We start from the raw sequence: 17,860 nt of genomic DNA, 5'->3' as shown, positions 1-17,860 counted from the left end.
TAGTGAAAGAGCGCGGTAATTTCTGGATGAGGTTTTTTGACCGTTATGCAGGCATACCCATCCTCTGTTTTTTGTCTTTGGTGAAGAAGGCTCGCAAAACAGGGCAGGAGATAAACAGTATTCTTGTTATCAAGGTCGGCACCATTGGCGATACTTTGTTGTTGGCTCCGGTTTTAAAGGCTATAAAAAATATGCATCCAAAAACTTTGCTAACTGTAATTGGCAGCAAAAATAATTATGAGGTTTTATGCCGCTGTTCTTTTATAGACAGCCTGAAAATATTGGAGGTCTCTAAAGTTGTTAAAGAGCCGTCTTATTTTTTTAGATTTATGAAAGATGTAAACAGCAAGGAGTATGATGTTGTAATAGATTTTGAATCGTGGCCACGTCTTAGCGCTATAGTGGCGTTTTTTGTTAAAACAGGTCATAAAATAGGTTTTAAGACAAAAGGGCAGTTCAAACATATAGTATTTGACGCCGCTGTGCCGCATGATCCATGCCGCCATGAAATAGATAATTATATGTCTCTGGCCAATGCGATTGGTGTTTCGGTATCTGACTATAAAATAGAATTTCCGATACCTGATTCAGAGAAGGCCTTTGTTGAAGATTTATTAGAGAAAGAGGGGATTAGTAATCTTATACTGTTTCATCCATGGAGTTCAGGGTATAAGGGGCATCTCAAAGAGTGGGGCGCGGAAAACTTTATAAGACTGGCCGGACTTCTTGCAAAGGACGGTTATACTGTTGGCATTACAGGCACAAATGATAATCAAGCCGCCGCGGAATATATTGTCAATGCCTGCTCCGGAAAGGTTGTTTCGTTTTGCGGCAGATTTACGCTTGGACAAACTGCTTATCTGATAACTAAAAGCCGATTGCTGATTACCATCAATACCGGCATTATGCATCTTGGGGCAGCCCTAAATCATCCTATGATAGCTTTACATGGTCCTGCTGGGGTGACTAGGTGGGGACCTGTTGGTTCATCCAATGCCCATAATATAGAAAGTAATTTTGCATGCGCCCCATGTTTGAATTTAGGCTCTGAGTATAAATGCAGGAATGGCGGGTGTATGGATGCTATAAAGGTTGAGGCTGTATTGAGAAAAGCTCACGAAATCTTAAAATATAAAGAGGGGCTGTCTTGTTAAAAAAACACAGCCAGTTTTTTGAGAGCCTGTTATTTATTGCAGACATAGCCATAATAGTGGCTTCATGGCTGCTCTCCTATTATCTGCGGTTTCATACCGCTTTTATACCTATTGATAAAGGCATACCTCCGTTAAGAATCTATATCCTTCTTATAATCCCCATAATCCTTATATGGGGGTTTGTATTCAAATCGTTTGGTCTTTATAGACCCAGGAGGATAGCCTCTCATCTGTCAGAGCTATTTGATATAACAAAGGCATGCGCAGTTTCTATCCTTGTCCTTATTGCAGTAACCTTTGTTTACCGTCAGTATGAATTTTCCAGATTGGTGTTTCTATTTTTCGGCGCCATTAATGTTGTTGCATTAAGCATTGAGAGATGGATTTTCAGAGAGGCTCTCCGGTATTTGAGGAAGAAAGGACATAATCTCCGGTATGCGCTCATTGTTGGAACCGGGGATATGAGCAAAGAAATATTAAAACGTATTGATACCCATCCGGAGATTGGATTGAAGGTTGTTGGTCTTTTGTCAACAAACAAAGATCAGGTGGGGGCCAATGTGCACGGGATAGAGGTTTTAGGCGTTTATGACGAAGTTGGCAGGTTTGTAAAGGAAAAAGGCATTGATCATGTAATTATTGCATTGGCATGGGAAGAGCACGGCAAGGTAATTGATGTTCTGAAGAATATCGGCGAAGAAATGGTTGATATACAGGTTATACCGGATATCTATGAATTTGCAACAATAAGAGGAGGCATTGAAGAGTTTGACGGCCTTCCCATAATAAGCCTCCAGGATTCCCCATTGTATGGATGGAATATGGTTATAAAAAGGGCTGCCGATATAGCTTTTTCTATCATTGCAATAACCCTGACAGCGCCGCTCGTGGTTTTGATAGCTATTACAATTAAGCTTACTTCCCATGGTCCTGTATTCTATAGACAGGAAAGGATGGGGCTTGATGGCAAGATATTCCAGATGCTGAAATTTCGTTCTATGTGGGTAGATGCAGAAAAAGAGAGCGGCGCTGTATGGGCAAAGGAAGATGACCCCAGAAGAACTTGGCTGGGTGCTTTTTTAAGAAAGACAAGCATTGATGAACTCCCACAGTTTTTTAATGTATTAAAAGGCGATATGAGTATCGTTGGGCCAAGACCGGAACGACCTGTATTTATAGAAGAGTTTAGAAAGAATATTCCTAAATATATGTTGCGGCATAAGATGAAGGCAGGGATAACAGGCTGGGCGCAGGTAAACGGATGGCGGGGGGATACAGACCTGAAAAAGAGGATAGAATACGACCTCTATTATATTGAAAATTGGTCATTCTGGTTTGACTTGAAGATTATGTGGTTGACGATATGGAAGGGGCTTATAAATAAAAATGCCTATTGAAGATTTAAGATTTTTTTGCTAAAAATAACTTTCTTTGGTATTTTGTATTCTCTTTTATTAGGAGGGTATCTTGAATATCTGTGTTATTGGGACAGGCTATGTCGGTCTTGTTGCCGGCACATGTTTTGCCGACAGTGGAAATGACGTCGTCTGTGTAGATATAGATGCGGGGAAGATAGAAAAACTTAATAGAGGAAAGATACCTATTTACGAGCCAGGTCTGGAAGAGCTTGTGAAAAGAAATGTAAAAGAAGGAAGACTTAAGTTTACAACAGACTTGTCTTATGCCGTAAAGAATTCTATTATTTGTTTTATTGCAGTTGGAACGCCATCCGGCGAAGACGGCTCTGCGGATTTGAAACATGTCCTGAATGCGGCAAGGGGAATAGGCAAGGCGATGGATGGCTACAGAGTCATAGTTGATAAGAGCACAGTGCCTGTAGGAACTGCTGACGAAGTCAGGGCAGTAATACAAGATGAGATAGGCAAGCGGGGCAAAGACTATAAATTTGATGTTGTTTCAAACCCTGAGTTTTTGAAAGAAGGGGCTGCTATTGATGACTTTATGAAACCTGACAGGGTTGTAATTGGGACAGAAAGCGAAAAGGCTAAAGAGGCAATGAGAGAGTTGTATGGGCCGTTTGTAAGGACAGGCAAGCCCATACTTTTTATGGATATAAGGAGCGCTGAGGTAACAAAATACGCTGCTAATGCCATGCTTGCCACAAAGATATCGTTTATAAATGAGATGGCAAATCTGTGCAGACTGGCAGGCGCTGATATAGATAATGTAAGAAAAGGGATAGGGACAGACTCAAGGATAGGTTTTGAGTTTTTATTCCCTGGTGTAGGATACGGCGGTTCATGTTTTCCCAAGGATGTTCAGGCAATTATAAGAACCGCGGGTGAATACGGCTATGATATGAAGATACTAAAATCTGTTGAAGAGGTTAACAATAGACAGAAAGGCATAATTGTTGAGAAGATACTGGAACATTTCAAGATAGGCGCTAATAATAAATCACAGGCAAAGCCTCTCTCAGGAAAGGTCATTGGGGTATGGGGGTTGTCATTCAAGCCGAGAACCGATGATATGAGGGAGGCGCCCTCCATAACAATAATAAATAAGCTACTTGAGGCAGGCGCAAAGATAAAGGCACATGACCCCGAGGCAATGTATGAGGCGAGAAAGGTCTTTGGCAACAGGATTGAATATATTCAAGACAACTATGAGGTTGTGAGGGATGTTGAAGCCCTTGCAGTTATTACAGAATGGAATGAGTTCAGAAGACCCAACTTTGAGAAGATGAAGGGGCTTATGAAGACGCCTGTAATATTTGACGGCAGAAATATATATGACCCTAAAGAGATGAGGAATATGGGTTTTACATATTATGGAATAGGTAGGGTGTAATGCGTATACTGGTGACAGGCGGCGCTGGTTTTATAGGCTCGCACCTTTGTGAAAGGCTTTTGAGCGAAGGTCACGAGGCGCTTTGTCTGGATAATTTTTTCACAGGCTCAAAGGATAATATAACTCACCTTATGGATAATCACAGATTTGAGCTTATAAGACATGACATTACAAATTCAATCCTATTGGAGGTTGACCAGATATATAACCTTGCCTGTCCTGCCTCGCCGGTGCATTATCAGTATAATCCTGTAAAGACAACAAAGACAAGCGTAATGGGGACGATAAATATGCTCGGCCTTGCAAAAAGGGTCAGGGCAAGGATTTTGCAGGCATCCACATCGGAGGTTTACGGCGATCCAAAGGTCAGCCCGCAAAAGGAGGAGTACTGGGGAAATGTGAATTGCATAGGGATAAGGAGTTGTTATGACGAAGGGAAAAGGGTTGCAGAGACCCTTATGATGGATTATCACAGGCAGAATAAGGTTGATATACGGATAGTCAGGATATTCAATACCTATGGTCCAAGGATGGCGCTTAATGACGGAAGGGTGGTAAGTAATTTCATAGTGCAGGCATTGAAGGGAGAAGATATTACAGTTTACGGCGACGGTAGTCAGACCCGCTCGTTCTGCTATGTTTATGATTTGGTTGATGGGATTATAAAAATGATGAATAAGGACAGTTTTATAGGCCCTGTAAACCTCGGCAACCCTGACGAATATACAATACTTGATTTTGCAAAGAAGATAAAAGAATTTACCGGCACAAAGGCAAAGATTGTATTCAAACCCCTTCCGCAGGATGACCCGATGCAGAGAAGGCCTGATATAACCCTTGCGAGAGAAAAGCTGGATTGGGAGCCGAAGATAAGTTTAAGTGAGGGATTGAGCAAGACCGTGGAGTATTTTAAAGGCAGATTGCAGGCAATGGGGTAGTGGCGATAGGAGACGAAGAATGCATATACTTGTAACAGGCGGAGCTGGTTTTATCGGCTCCCATGTGGTTGATGCGTATATCAATGCAGGGCATGAAGTAACTGTTGCTGATGACCTTTCCACAGGCAAGCCTGAGAATATTAACCCAAAGGCGCGGTTTTTAAAGCTGGATATTGGCGCAGGAGAATTAAGGGATTTATTTAAGGATGAAAAGTTTGATGCTGTAAACCATCATGCGGCCCAGATGGATGTTAGAAAATCAGTGGCGGATCCTATGTTGGACGCCAGAATAAATATAATAGGCACATTGAACCTCCTTGAGAATTGTGTAAGGGGCAGGGTAAAGGGTTTTATATTTGCCTCCACAGGCGGTGCAATATACGGAGAGCAGAAAGAATTTCCAGCGAAAGAATCACATCCTACAAATCCTTTAAGTCCTTACGGCATAGCAAAGCTTGCCTGTGAACACTATCTCTCTTTTTATAAAAATACACACGGCCTGAATTCAACTATTCTAAGATACGCCAATGTGTACGGGCCAAGGCAAGACCCTCATGGGGAGGCTGGTGTTGTGGCTATCTTTACCAGAAAACTCCTTAAAGGTGAACAGCCTTTGATAAACGGCGATGGGATGCAGACAAGGGATTTTGTGTATGTTGGAGATGTTGTAAGGGCTAATTGTCTTGCATTGTCTCATAACGATGGAGGGGTTTTTAATATAGGCACAGGAAGGGAAGTCCATATAAAGAAGTTGTTTAAAGAGCTTGTTAATATTGTTGGCGTCAACGTTGGAGAAGGATACGGCCCCCCAAAGAGCGGGGAGCAAAAAAGAAGTGTAATTGACTTTGAGAAGGCAAAAAAGGAGTTTGGCTGGTCGCCTCAGGTATTTCTTGAGGAGGGATTAAGGCATACTGTAGATTATTTTAAGGAAGCAGGTTAAGGCCTTTAACCTGTATTTATTATGCCTCTTGCGCAGTGATATTTTTGGACTCCTCCTCAAAAAGCATGCCCATATCCAGCCCCTTTGTCAACGGATCAACAGGGGCTACAATTGCAGGGGCGCTGTCTCCGGCAGATAAATCCATTTCATAAGGTTTATCCATCTGTTTCCCGTCTCCTCCAAATATGACCTTAACCATAGGGCGCAGGCTGTTACCAGGGTTTGCCTTTATTACTATGGCGATATCATTTGTAGAGAGCCGTACAACCGTTCCTATCGGGTAAAAGCCGACCATGCCTATAAATGCCTTTAACGTATCGGGGTCAAAGTGTTTGCCTGACAGACTGTTCATAACCTTTATTGTCTCCACAGGATGGTGTGGCTTTTGATAAACCCTTAACGTTGTCAGGGCATCATACGCATCTGCAATGGTTACTATCAGGCTCAGCGGATGCAGCGGCGATTCCGTGCGCGGATAGCCTGAATGGTCATAACGTATGTGATGTTCAAGTATGATGCGGCCTACAAGCTTTGCAATATCATCCATCTTTTCTATTATCCTTGCGCCAAGCACAGGGTGCTGTTTTACTGTTTCCCATTCTTCGCCGGAGAGCCCGGCCGGTTTTTTGATAATATCTTCTGCGACGCCAGTTTTCCCCACATCATGCAGCAAAGCGGCGATGCCGGCGATATGCAGGTCTGACTTATTGTAGTTCATATGCTGTGCAAGGGAAATGGCAAGTATGCTTACATTTACACAATGGTTAAAAAGGTAATTGTCATAGTTCTTTATCATTGTTAGTCCCATCATGGCGCTTCTATTTGTAAGGACAAGTTCTGTTATCTCATCGGTTACCCTTATTATCTCTTTACTCTGCGGTATTTTGCCCATCCGTATCTGGTTCATGGTATCTTTTACTACATTTACCGCATCATTGTAAGCCTCCAATATGTTTCGTTTTGATATGGACTTAACGCTGATATGTAAAATATTTTTGGCTGACAGCGTATTCTGAAGCTCTTTGCCTTTTAATGTGTCATCTCCTGACAGGATGTCTATAAAACCAAAAAACTCCTTTTGCATCAGGCCTTTTTCAAAGATTATACCCTCAATCTCGCGCTCTTTTATCTGATGAATAAATTCTCCAAGATTTTTTTCAGCGTCCATAAGGGGCGTTTCCTCAAATACAATAACTCCCTTTACCATGCCTATAAATATCTTATTATTTGTTTTGAGGAGTTCTGAAATGACCTGATATGCCTTTGCCATTGGAGCAGCTATGGCAGGATGGCCCGCAGGATAGAGTTTCTTGCCCTTTATAGCGCTGTTGATGCTTTTGAGTATGGCATCTATTTTTTCAAGTTCTATATCCGGCATAGGTTGCTTCGCTCCATTGCAAAATGAAGATTGAAAAATGCAAATTGTAAATTGCGCAGTTCTTTTAGCTTTGCATTTTGCAATTTGCAATCTTCAATTTTATTTAATCCCTTCCATGGCCTTTTTGCAGGCAATATGAACGATCCCCTTTGAAGTCCTGGCCATCTCTTCCAGTAAATCTATTGCATCTTTTCCGCCGATCCTTCCAAGTGAAATGGCTGCAACAGACCTGACTTCATCATTTTGTTTTTTGCCCCAGAAAACCTTTTTCTGTAACAGATTTTTAAGGATAGCTGTTGCACTCTTGCCGCCGATCATGCCAAGCGACCTTGCCGCCTCTTTTCTAAACTCTATTTCTTCATTAAAGAAATCTCTCTTCAGCGCAAAATCACCAAGAGGCTCCACAGCTGCCGGGTCTTTCAACACCCCCAGCGATATGATGACCTGATACTTAAGAGCGGCATTATCCTCAAGAAGCCTTTCCAAAAGGAATGCTGTGCTTTCGTTTGACGGTATTTTTGCAACAGCCTTCAAAACCTCTTTTTTTATCCTGACATCTTTATGGCCAAAGGCCGTTTTTATAGCCTGTAAAGACCGTGGGGATCCTATCTCCCCCAAAAGCGATACCATCTGCCTTACCACAAACCATCTTTCATCATCAAGACATTTTTCTGCCTCAAGCCTTACCATTTCTCCAAACATGATGAGAGCATTAAATATCTGACGCCTCGAATATGCCTCATCTCTGTTAACAAGCGCGGTAAGAAGTTGTTTCATTGCCTCTTCGCCTGAGAGGATGAGTATTTGCTGAATCTCTTTTCGCCTTTCCTCGTGGCGGCTGCAAAGCCTTATTATCAGGTAAGCTGTCATATCAGAATAGAGCAGACTCTTTAAGTTCATAGAGGCAATATCCTTTTGTTCAGGGAGACGGCGGCTTTCCGGGCCGGAATGGGCGGTTAATGTAATGAGAACAGGGAAAAGCCCTTCCATGTTTTTTTCTTCCTGCAAAGGCTTTGTTTTTTCCATTATCTTATGCGCAATAGTCTTATAGAGCATTGTATTTTCTTCTTTCTCCAATTTGTCAAGCAAAACCTCAATCGTTTCCTCGCTTTCTTCAATGGCCTTAAGCTGCTCCTCCATGCTACGGACAACTTCTTCTTTTTCTTCTGACTCCGCCTCTGCTGCAGCTTCTTCTTCCTGGCCTGTCTCCAGCTCCTCCTTCTTTTTAGCCTCTTCAATCTCTATTACTTTTTTGCGGATATCTGCATAGTTCATTTCATTAAGCTCTATGCCTTTAATCTCCTTGATTAAAAGCAGCTTTTCAAGGCCGCCTGCCTTTTTTAAACTATCCGTATCCATCTTTAGAATAGAGAGGAAGTCCTTCCATTCCTTAAGTGTTGCGTCCTGTGTAAAATTAATCTCCCGTATCCTCTTAAAAAACAGGTCTTTTGCCAATGCCTCAAGGGGTTTACGGCCTTTACCTATCGCAAGTCTTTCCTCCATAAAGCCTGTCCGTTCTATTAGCCATTTTATATACCCCTTTTCATTTATAGCATCTTTTAAAAGATTAAAGGTCTTTTCAATAAATGCCTCAAGGTTGGGATGGCCTTCCGGATAGAAGCCGATAGCCTTGACAGTCTTGGCAAATTCTATTAGGATGGTTTCAGTTGTTAAAGGACCAGACATAGGGAAGAGAAGAGAAAGTTCTGTTTTTCCTCCTGATATTTCTTAGTTATAATAACAGAAAAGGCTTAATTGTCAATTGTAGAAATACTATGGCTAAACTCAGAACCGTATATACATGCCAGTCCTGCGGTTTTAAATCCCCGAAATGGATGGGGAAGTGTCCGGACTGCAATCAGTGGAACTCCTTTGTGGAAGAAAGGTTGTTTGAGGAGAAGAAGGGGTTAAAGGTCTTTGAAGGCGGCTCTTCCCCGCAGCCCATTACAACCCTTGAGGTGAAGGAAGAGGACAGGCTTAAGACAGGCATAGGGGAGTTAGACAGGGTTCTTGGCGGCGGCATTGTCCTTGGCTCTGCAATACTTATAGGCGGGGACCCAGGCATAGGCAAGTCAACATTGATGCTTCAGGCAATGGGAAAGATTGCAGATAGCGGACATAAGGTTTTATATGTCTCTGGCGAGGAATCTCCTAAACAGACAAAGATAAGAGCCGAGAGGCTCGGTGTCCTATCAGAAAATCTTTTTATATATGCAGAGAATACATTAGAAAGGATACTTGACAGCGTAAAAAAACTTAAGCCGGGTATTGTAATAATAGATTCCATTCAAACCATATATACACAGACACTTGAGTCATCGCCGGGCAGCGTCAGTCAGGTCAGAGAGACATCATCTCAATTGATATTCAATGCCAAGGGTATGGACATGCCGATATTTCTTGTGGGCCATGTGACAAAGGACGGCTCTATTGCAGGACCGAGGGTCCTTGAGCATATGGTTGATACTGTGCTCTATTTTGAGGGCGACAGGGGGCACCAGTTCAGGATATTAAGGGCTGTAAAAAACCGCTTTGGCTCTGTAATGGAGATAGGGGTTTTTGAGATGCAGGACAAAGGGCTTTTTGAGGTTGCAAACCCGTCCGCCCTTTTTCTTGCAGAGAGGCCTCAAAATGCGTCAGGGTCTGCTGTTGTATCCAGCCTTGAAGGCACCAGGCCCATCCTTGTGGAGATTCAGTCTCTTGTATGTCCGACCATATTCGGGATTCCAAAAAGAACAGTGGTTGGGGTTGATTACAACAGGGTTTCTCTGCTGGTGGCTGTGCTTGAAAAAAAAGGCGGGCTTAACATTACAAACCACGATATATTTCTCAAGGTGACGGGCGGGATAAGGCTTGAAGAGCCTGCCATAGACCTCGGCATAATAGCCTCTCTTGCTTCAAACTTTCTTGACAAAGCGATAGCGCAGAAGACGGTGGTGTTTGGAGAAGTGGGCCTGGCAGGCGAGATCAGGGGGATCAGCCAGGCAGAGCCCCGCATAAATGAGGCGGAAAAATTAGGTTTTGACAGGTGCATCCTTCCAAAAGAGAATCTGACAAGGATAAAAGACAAGTCTTCGCTTAACCTTATTGGCGTAACATCGGTTAAGGAGATGATGGATGTATTATTTTAGAGGTCAGAAGTTTATATCTGTTTTCCCTGCCAAGCCTTGATGATCCGGCAAGAAAAGAGGTCATTCGCCGGTGAGCATCCCTCATCCTTGCAATGAGTCCGCGTGAGATGAGGGGGATTACTCCTTCTTGCACTTATTGCAGTAGGTGTCATGCATGCACTTCACTAAGGTCGTGACGAATGCAAATATGACGATCAACAACGCGATCTGCCCAAATATCATCCAACTCATGCGCGCCTCCTCTGTTCTTTACTTGAGTCTCTTATTTACTTGTTTCTGTCTAATGCTAGCCTTCAGCGGTGCGCGCCGCTTTTTTTGCGCGTCAGCTGCAAGGCGTTGTTGGGCGCCAGTTTCCTTCTGGGCCCCATAGTTTTTGACGTTCAACGTCTGGGTAGCTTCCCTAATTAGCCTCCGTCTGTGTCGCGTATCTGCTTGTGCAGTTTGACCGGCTCCGCCCGTATTCTGCGCATTCGAATATTGAGCATCTCCACGGCGACGGAAAATGCCATCGCAAAATAGATATAACCCTTCGGAACATGTACATCGAAACCTTCAACCATAAGTGTGACACCCACTAGGATCAGAAACGAAAGCGCAAGTATCTTGATAGTAGGATGCTCATCGACAAAATCCCCTATGGATTTTGCGGCCATCAACATAACCACGACCGCGAGGATAATGGCTATCGCCATGATGGAAACATGCTCGACCAGCCCAACAGCCGTTATCACCGAATCCAGTGAAAAAACAATATCCAGAATCGCAATCTGTGTCAGCACCATTCCCATGTTGGTGGCAACAACCGCGTTACCACTATCTTCCATCCCTTCCAGGCTGTTATGGATTTCATGAGTCGCTTTGGCCAGAAGAAACAGGCCGCCCCCAATCAGCACGACATCGCGCCCCGAAATTTCTTGGTTCAATACCGTTAACCACGGTTCGGTTAATCCCATCACCCAGGAAATAGAGAACAACAAAGCCAGGCGCGTAATCATGGCGAGACCAAGACCCGCTTTTCTCGCGAAAGCGCGCTGATTCTGGGGAAGACGACCTACCAGAATCGAGATAAAAATAATGTTATCGATACCCAATACAATCTCTAGCGCGGTTAATGTGCCCAACGCTATCCACGCCTCGGGGCTTGCCAGCCATCCAAACATTAGCTTCTCCTATTCTTCGATTCAAGCTTTACTGAAATAATACTTTAGCTAGGATGCACAGACCTCCGACAAGGGATTTTTTGTTCCCACTGGCAAAACTTCGAATCCTGTGGTTACCGCTGGCGCCCAACGCAGGGGATGAGCCGCGGGCGCTATAAAGATTTCCGCCAGAGCGCCCGGCGGCTCTATCCGATGGTTATGTCCTAGGAGCGTCATCAAATAACGTCCCCTTTTCCTAGATTGCAGTTAGAGCAAAGCGTCTGTAGATTTTTCAGATCGGTGCTCCCGCCCTTTGACCAAGGCTGAATATGATCAATATGAAGAACCGTGTTTGGATGGGTAGCAGGACTGTGTCCACAGGATTGGCATTTAAAGTCATCTCGCTTCATGACGAGGAACCTGAGTCTTAGATTTATAGAACGAGGAGCGGCTTGTGGTGTTCTATCCCTTGATTGGTGTGCAGGCATTTTGGCTCCATCCTTATTGGCCCAGGCAACAAATGCCATCAGTGCCTTGTTCCAGGTGCCAAACCGAGCCTCGTATGTAGCGCTTCCAAATTTTGAGTTGCTTCGTTTCAGCGCATCACGCGACGGTTGGCGCCCAAGCCGAATCCAGATTTCTTGAAGGTTCTCAAAAAGCTGCTCATCGGGGATGCCATGAATCTTGAGTATTTTCAAGCCCGCGCGTTTTATGGCGTTATTCCAAGAGCCAAAGCGACGGCGTACGGTGTCTGCTCCATATTTACCAGCATCAGAATACTCGTTATAGGCCAATGTATCCCGGCCGAGCGCCTTCGCAACGCTGACTATATCCGCCAACATTTCTTCATCGGAGGCGCGGACACCCTTTGGTGAGAATTCAAATTTCATATTTCATCATGATGGGCATAACAATATATTGAGCAGTTTTCTGGACTTTATCAGAATTTTACGAGCAGTTCAATAAAAATATAAATTCAAGTTGACCCAACTATCTATTTTGATTATAGTTATGCAGTTGGATAACATTCCATTTTACATATTGGACAGTTTTCTGCTCAACATCGCATGCTTCTTATCCCGAATGATATATTGACGCACTATGAGGCCGTCCTCAAAAAACGGTTGATTCCTGATTCCAGCCAGGTTAAGGAGATGATGGATGTGTTATTTTAAAATACAGGGACCAGGGGTCTGGGGTCTGGGGTCAGGATGGTCTAATGCCATAAAAGGGATTTTTTTGTTTTTTTTCCTGCTGATCCCTGACCCCTGGTCCCTGTTCCCTGTAGTTACCGCCCAAGAATCCCGCCCTTTTCTAACCGACAAAGACCAGTTCAATTACGCCATGTTTCTCTATAAGCAGGGACATTATGCTGTTAGTGCAAGGGAGTTCGGCAGGGTGATAGAATATTTTCCCGGAAGCCCCGTTACCCCGCAGGCTCAATATATGATTGGCGATGCGTATCTGAAAGCATCCCTGTACAAAGAGGCTAAAAACCAATTTGAGCAGTTCATTAAAAATTTCCCTGCTAATGAACTTAAAGAAGAAGCATTGTTAAAGTTGGGGATTGCCAAAACCAGGTTAAAAGAGGCTGCCCTTTTTTCTATCCCGAAACTTCCGATAATAAAAATTCCTTCTGCGTCTTTACATCAAGAGGAAAGGGCAATCAGGGCTGTTCAGGTTGCCCTTTTTGAAGGAAAGGATTATAAAGAGGTTGACAGCGAGATAGATAGTTTGAAGGCTGCCGGCATAGATACTATCATCCTGAGGGTTTTCCATAACAACGGAGACCGGTTTTATCCATTTATTATAAAGCCAAAAAACCGGGGCACCCATCCGCAGGATAGGTCGGGGGTCTATTTTAAAACCAAAGAGTCTCCTGTAATTGAGGATATATTAGGCGCTGTTCTTGATATGGCGCATAAAAAGGGGTTGAAGGTGTTTGCGTGGATGACGACAAAATATGCTGACTATGGATTGGAAGATAGAAAAGACCTTCATTGCAAGGAGTATGACTTTCATACAAAAGGTATTATCCCATGCAGAGGGCTTGACCTTTTTAACGAAAGGGCTGTTTACCATCTGGAAAGGCTCTTTAGCGACCTTGCAGAATATCCTGTTGATGGTGTGCTCTTTCAGGATGACCTTGTTTTAAAACATAACGAGGGCTTTGGGCCTTATGCGGAGAGGATGTTTGAAAAGGATAATGGCAGGAGGTTTGCAGCAGATGAATTATACAGCAATGTGTCGGAAAACGGCGGTGGAGGATATACTGCCGGCTATACCGATGAATTCTGGAGATGGGCGGCATGGAAAAATAAAAGGCTGCTCCATGTTGCAAAAAGGATTAGGGCTGCTGTAAAAAACAAAAGGCCGGATGTAAAATTTGCAATAAATCTGATGTATGAAAGCGTTTCAAATCCCCCTTATGCGATGGCGTGGCTTTCCCAGAGTCTTGACGAGGCTGTAAAGCTGGATTTTGATTATTATGCAATAATGGCATATCACCGGCAGATGCAGGGAGAGTTAAAAAAAGAGCCTTATGAAATACACGGCCTGATAGAAAAGATGGCAAATGAGGCTGTCAGGAAGGTTTCCGAGCCGCAAAAGGTTCTTATGAAACTTCAGACGATTAACTGGAACACCTCGCAGCCGTTGCCGGAACAGGAGGTGATAGGCCTTTTAAGAAAGCTGAAAGAGGTTGATAATATAAGCATTGCTGTGGCGCCTTACAGGAGAGATTTCCCATTTGGGGAATTAGCTGACCGAAAGAAAATCACACAATTATTGAGGTAAACCCCCGCATTATTTTCTGTGTAGGGGCTAACTCATGTGTTCGCCCGGAAATTTTCAATTTTCAATTGACAATTAAAAATTTTCGTGTATATTACATAACCCATTATGGCGAACTCTAAGAAAAACAAACTAAAGACAAAGGCAAAGAAGGCTGTAAGAAAACAAAAGACAGCGGCTTCCATGGCACAGCCCGCAAAAATAAAAAAGGCTAAGGTTAAACCAGTCAAACAAAAAGCGGGCGTAAAAAAATCGAGTAAGAATCTTGGCGCATGGGCTGCCCCAAAAACTGGGAAACCCAGGTCGAAAGACTCTTTTAAAAAAGTGATGATTAAAAAACTACTCAAGGTCAAGTCGGATCTTCTGGCAGATGTGGCTGAAAAGGTAAAGAATGAAAGCAATTCTCTCAAATTTGAGATCGGGGATATTTATGACATTGCAAGTAGCGAGGGGGAGAGGGAGTTAACCCTCATGCTTGGCGACAGGGACAGAGAAAAACTGGCTGAGACGGAAGAGGCCATTGAGAGGGTTAAAAATAAAACTTACGGGGTTTGTGACGAGTGCGGCGAGCCGATAGGGGAGGCAAGGCTTATGGCCATGCCGTTTACAAAGGTTTGCATAGACTGTAAATTAAAGGACGAAAAAGAAAAAGGCGCCAAAAGACGTTATGAGGAAGAACCCGGGCTGGCTATACTGGAAAAGACAGAGGCTGAGGAAGAAGAGTTTTGAAACCAACCACAGTTGCAATTGCGGCAATCATCCTTGTCCTTTCAATCATCGCATTATCCGTTTATAACAAAAAGCCCCTTGAGATAAAATATAGCCGGATCCTCATGGGGACTGTTGTAGAGATTAGCATTATTGGAGACGATGAGACAAGGCTGAATGCGGCGGCAGAGACTGCATTTGCTGAGATTAAAAGACTCGAAGGTCTAATGAGTCACTACAAAGAGGACAGCGATGTAGGAAGGATAAATGCGGCTGCGGGAAAAGAGGCAGCGCATGTTTCTATTGAAACTTTTGAGGTAATAGAGGCGGCTTTAGAGGTTTCTCGTTTGAGCAGCGGCGCATTTGATGTAACAATGGGCGCTCTTGGGAAGGCCTGGCATTTTACCAAAGACGATAAAGGGGCCATGAGTCCGCCTTCCAAAGAAGAGGTTAAAACAATTCTCCAGCTTGTAGATTACAGGCAGATAATTCTTGATAAAGAACACAGCGCTGTCAAACTGGCAAAAGAAGGCATGAAGATAAACCTTGGCGGTGTTGCGAAAGGGTACATTGTCGGCAGGGCAGCAGCTGTATTAAATAAAAACGGTGTTAAAAAAGGCATTATCCATGCAGGCGGAGATATGGTGGTATTTAATGAGACAGATGTCTCTCCGCGGCTTATCGGTATTCAGGACCCGCGCAACAAAGATAAAATGATTGGAACTCTAAAAATTTCTAATGCCGCAATTGCCTCGTCAGGAGATTATGAGAGGTTTTTTATAAAGGATGGGAAAAGATATCATCACATCATGGACCCCTCCACAGGTTTTCCGGCTGATAAATCTATGGCTGTAACAATAGCGGCGAAAAACCCGACCTTTGCAGACGCCTTATCAACAGCAGTATTTGTTATGGGGCCTATAGATGGCATGAAGCTGATTGAGGAACTGCCTGATGTGGAAGGATTAATAATCAGCGCGGATGGAAAGATAACAGTATCCTCCGGATTAAAGGTGAATCTTTGACTTCCTGCCCGCCCTCTTTATTATACCTTCTATCTGGTCCAGCAAATCCAACCCATTAAATGGTTTTGTCATGTATTTGCAGTTATTTTCTTTAAAAAATGATATTGTCTCATCCGTTGGATTGCCGGTCAGGAATAATACCCTATCCTTTAGCTCAGGCAGATCCTCTTTGATTGCGCGGTAAAAACTTATGCCGTCCATTTCCGGCATATTCACATCCGTGATTATCAGGTCATAGCTGTTCCTGCGAAGCATTTGCAGCGCATGTTTCCCATGCTCAGCCAGGTCAACAGCATAGTCTGCCCATGACAATATCTCGGCCAATAGCAATCTTACAGCTCGCTCATCATCAACAATAAGAAGTCTCTTTTTGGTCATAGCGGCAGTAACATATAACTACTGGTTATTTATGTCAAGCTAAAAATAACTCAAAATGACTCATAGTATTTGTTTATTATAACGGCTTATTATAGTATTTTAAAATGAAAAATAATGTCGTTGGAGATAACATAAGACGAATAAGGGAGAGTTTAAAACTTACACAGGAAGAGTTAGCCTTAAGGTGTGATTTAACTCAGGGTTATATAAACTTTCTGGAAAATGGGAAAAGGGGTTATACTAAAAAGTCTCTGGCAAAGATTACGAAGGCCTTGGACATCCATATCTCACAGTTGTTTGAAGAGAAAGGTGTCCGAAACTATGTTGCTGAACCTCCTGCAACATACGGGAAAAGAAGCCATATTTATGATGAGATAATTGCCCTGCTCGACAAGCTTCCGAATAATGCGGTGGAACATTATAAGGTGCTTCTCATGGCCGAGATAGGGATAAGGGCTAAAGAAAAAGGGCGATAGCCGTCATTGAACTACTAAAAGGGGAGAATAAATAATTCGGGATAAGTGATGCGGGAACAACCCCCTTAATCCCCCTTTGTTAAGGGGGAATCAAAGGGGGTTGTTGTGATTCAGGCGGTCTCCTTTGTATATTTTGCCTTTTCTCTCTGATATGCCTCTTTACCTGTCTGGTAAGCGGCTGCAACCTCATTCTTTCTATCTTCAATAATTTCTTTAACCTTGCCCACCCCTTCTTCTACGGTATCTATTACTGTCGCATAACCCTGTTTTAATTCATCGCCCTTCTGAGCCGCCTGCTCCCTTAACCGCCTTCTTGTCTCTTCCCCTGACGTCGGGGCATAGAGCAGGGCAAGACCTGCGCCGATAAGCCCTCCGACCAGAAAAGCAAACATCATACCCATTGTGTTGCCGTTATTCTCTGACATCTTTATCACCCTCCTTTTTTTTGAAATGTTTTAAACCAAACTCAATGCCGGCTATAATGCTTGAGATTGTGATTATAGGCCCTTTTAGCTGGTTTACCACTATATCAGTCAGATGCACTGCCTTAAGCCCTACCTCCGCAGCCTTTTTTACTACACCGCCTATATCCTCAGCCGGACCATTCAACTTCTTGACCAGCAGGTTTATATCTTCCATTGCCTCTTTTCCCTTTTGTGAAAAATCTTCAACCGCTTTTGCAGTATTGCGAAGCTGAATAATCAGAGGAATAAGATATATTGCCAGTATAAAAAAGGCTATGGCTGCAAGAAAGATAGAGAGTTCAGCAATTGTAACTGTAAATGTCATATGACCTCCTGAAATAAAGTATAGCCTACAAAGTTGGCTGTGTCAAACATTACCTGCCATTTCGGTAATGTATTATTTCTTGTGTCAGAAGCAAGAAAGGGGTATCTCCATGGTAAGCCAATACCAAAACAAAAGGAGGATACCCCATGACTCAAAGAGCCACAATAGAGAATTATGCACAGGCAGTAAGGATAGTCAAG

17 protein-coding genes are annotated in these 17,860 nt (G+C 43.4%); 10 read left to right on the top strand and 7 right to left on the bottom strand.

Annotated features, from left to right (window positions below; all coding sequences use genetic code 11):
- The first annotated feature begins 2 nt into the window (after positions 1-2).
- The 5 genes from Q8P28_05210 to Q8P28_05190 all read left to right on the top strand — a co-directional run bounded on the left by Q8P28_05210 (position 3) and on the right by Q8P28_05190 (position 5,843).
- Entirely contained in the window at positions 3-1,154 is a 1,152-nt protein-coding gene (locus Q8P28_05210; protein ID MDP2682192.1) for a glycosyltransferase family 9 protein, read from the top strand.
- Entirely contained in the window at positions 1,148-2,551 is a 1,404-nt protein-coding gene (locus tag Q8P28_05205) for an undecaprenyl-phosphate glucose phosphotransferase (GenBank protein ID MDP2682191.1), read from the top strand. The genes Q8P28_05210 and Q8P28_05205 overlap by 7 nt, the downstream gene beginning before the upstream one ends.
- Positions 2,552-2,621: 70 nt before the next feature.
- The gene (locus tag Q8P28_05200) at positions 2,622-3,965 is read left to right on the top strand and encodes a UDP-glucose/GDP-mannose dehydrogenase family protein (GenBank protein ID MDP2682190.1); all 1,344 of its coding nucleotides are present in this window, start codon (positions 2,622-2,624) and stop codon (positions 3,963-3,965) included.
- Entirely contained in the window at positions 3,965-4,903 is a 939-nt protein-coding gene (locus Q8P28_05195; GenBank protein MDP2682189.1) for an SDR family oxidoreductase, read from the top strand. The genes Q8P28_05200 and Q8P28_05195 overlap by 1 nt, the downstream gene beginning before the upstream one ends.
- Positions 4,904-4,922: 19 nt before the next feature.
- Entirely contained in the window at positions 4,923-5,843 is a 921-nt protein-coding gene (locus Q8P28_05190; protein ID MDP2682188.1) for an NAD-dependent epimerase/dehydratase family protein, read from the top strand.
- A gap of 19 nt (positions 5,844-5,862) precedes the next feature.
- On the opposite strand, the gene Q8P28_05185 is transcribed toward Q8P28_05190, so the two are convergent.
- Both Q8P28_05185 and Q8P28_05180 read right to left on the bottom strand, forming a co-directional pair.
- The gene (locus tag Q8P28_05185) at positions 5,863-7,221 is read right to left on the bottom strand and encodes an HD-GYP domain-containing protein (GenBank protein MDP2682187.1); all 1,359 of its coding nucleotides are present in this window, start codon (positions 7,219-7,221) and stop codon (positions 5,863-5,865) included.
- A 99-nt stretch (positions 7,222-7,320) separates the two neighbouring features.
- Positions 7,321-8,907 (bottom strand): HEAT repeat domain-containing protein, encoded by a 1,587-nt coding sequence (locus Q8P28_05180; protein MDP2682186.1) that lies wholly within the window; start codon positions 8,905-8,907, stop codon positions 7,321-7,323.
- Positions 8,908-8,996: 89 nt separating this feature from the next.
- On the opposite strand from Q8P28_05180, the gene radA reads away from it, so the two are divergent.
- Positions 8,997-10,352 (top strand): DNA repair protein RadA, encoded by a 1,356-nt coding sequence (radA, locus tag Q8P28_05175; protein ID MDP2682185.1) that lies wholly within the window; start codon positions 8,997-8,999, stop codon positions 10,350-10,352.
- Positions 10,353-10,756: 404 nt separating this feature from the next.
- On the opposite strand, the gene Q8P28_05170 is transcribed toward radA, so the two are convergent.
- Both Q8P28_05170 and Q8P28_05165 read right to left on the bottom strand, forming a co-directional pair.
- The gene (locus tag Q8P28_05170; GenBank protein MDP2682184.1) at positions 10,757-11,512 is read right to left on the bottom strand and encodes a TerC family protein; all 756 of its coding nucleotides are present in this window, start codon (positions 11,510-11,512) and stop codon (positions 10,757-10,759) included.
- A gap of 215 nt (positions 11,513-11,727) precedes the next feature.
- A complete protein-coding gene (locus tag Q8P28_05165; protein ID MDP2682183.1) occupies positions 11,728-12,381 on the bottom strand; it encodes an HNH endonuclease in 654 nt (217 codons plus the stop codon).
- 271 nt (positions 12,382-12,652) lie between these two features.
- On the opposite strand from Q8P28_05165, the gene Q8P28_05160 reads away from it, so the two are divergent.
- From Q8P28_05160 to Q8P28_05150, 3 genes are all read left to right on the top strand, one after another.
- Positions 12,653-14,287, top strand: a complete 1,635-nt coding sequence (locus Q8P28_05160; protein MDP2682182.1) for a poly-beta-1,6-N-acetyl-D-glucosamine N-deacetylase PgaB — start codon at positions 12,653-12,655, stop codon at positions 14,285-14,287.
- A gap of 105 nt (positions 14,288-14,392) precedes the next feature.
- Entirely contained in the window at positions 14,393-15,013 is a 621-nt protein-coding gene (locus Q8P28_05155; protein ID MDP2682181.1) for a TraR/DksA family transcriptional regulator, read from the top strand.
- Positions 15,010-16,017 carry an FAD:protein FMN transferase gene (locus Q8P28_05150; GenBank protein ID MDP2682180.1) on the top strand — a complete coding sequence of 336 codons (1,008 nt, stop codon included), beginning with the start codon at positions 15,010-15,012 and terminating at the stop codon, positions 16,015-16,017. Before Q8P28_05155 ends, Q8P28_05150 begins: the two co-directional genes overlap by 4 nt.
- Here the strand turns inward: Q8P28_05150 and Q8P28_05145 are convergent.
- Entirely contained in the window at positions 16,000-16,395 is a 396-nt protein-coding gene (locus Q8P28_05145; GenBank protein ID MDP2682179.1) for a response regulator, read from the bottom strand. The genes Q8P28_05150 and Q8P28_05145 overlap by 18 nt on opposite strands.
- 104 nt (positions 16,396-16,499) lie before the next feature.
- Between Q8P28_05145 and Q8P28_05140 the strand changes: the two genes are divergently transcribed.
- Positions 16,500-16,871, top strand: a complete 372-nt coding sequence (locus Q8P28_05140; GenBank protein MDP2682178.1) for a helix-turn-helix transcriptional regulator — start codon at positions 16,500-16,502, stop codon at positions 16,869-16,871.
- A gap of 110 nt (positions 16,872-16,981) precedes the next feature.
- On the opposite strand, the gene Q8P28_05135 is transcribed toward Q8P28_05140, so the two are convergent.
- Together Q8P28_05135 and Q8P28_05130 are read right to left on the bottom strand one after the other, a co-directional pair.
- Positions 16,982-17,296: a YtxH domain-containing protein gene (locus tag Q8P28_05135; GenBank protein ID MDP2682177.1), complete on the bottom strand. Its 315-nt coding sequence runs from the start codon at positions 17,294-17,296 to the stop codon at positions 16,982-16,984.
- Positions 17,283-17,660 carry a DUF948 domain-containing protein gene (locus Q8P28_05130; protein ID MDP2682176.1) on the bottom strand — a complete coding sequence of 126 codons (378 nt, stop codon included), beginning with the start codon at positions 17,658-17,660 and terminating at the stop codon, positions 17,283-17,285. The genes Q8P28_05135 and Q8P28_05130 overlap by 14 nt, the downstream gene beginning before the upstream one ends.
- Positions 17,661-17,860: the final 200 nt, after the last annotated feature.

Source organism: Deltaproteobacteria bacterium (genome assembly GCA_030690165.1).
Taxonomy (GTDB): domain Bacteria; phylum Desulfobacterota; class GWC2-55-46; order UBA9637; family UBA9637; genus JACRNJ01.
Note: the sequence above shows the minus strand (reverse complement) of the source record. Positions and strands in the feature narration are given on the sequence as shown.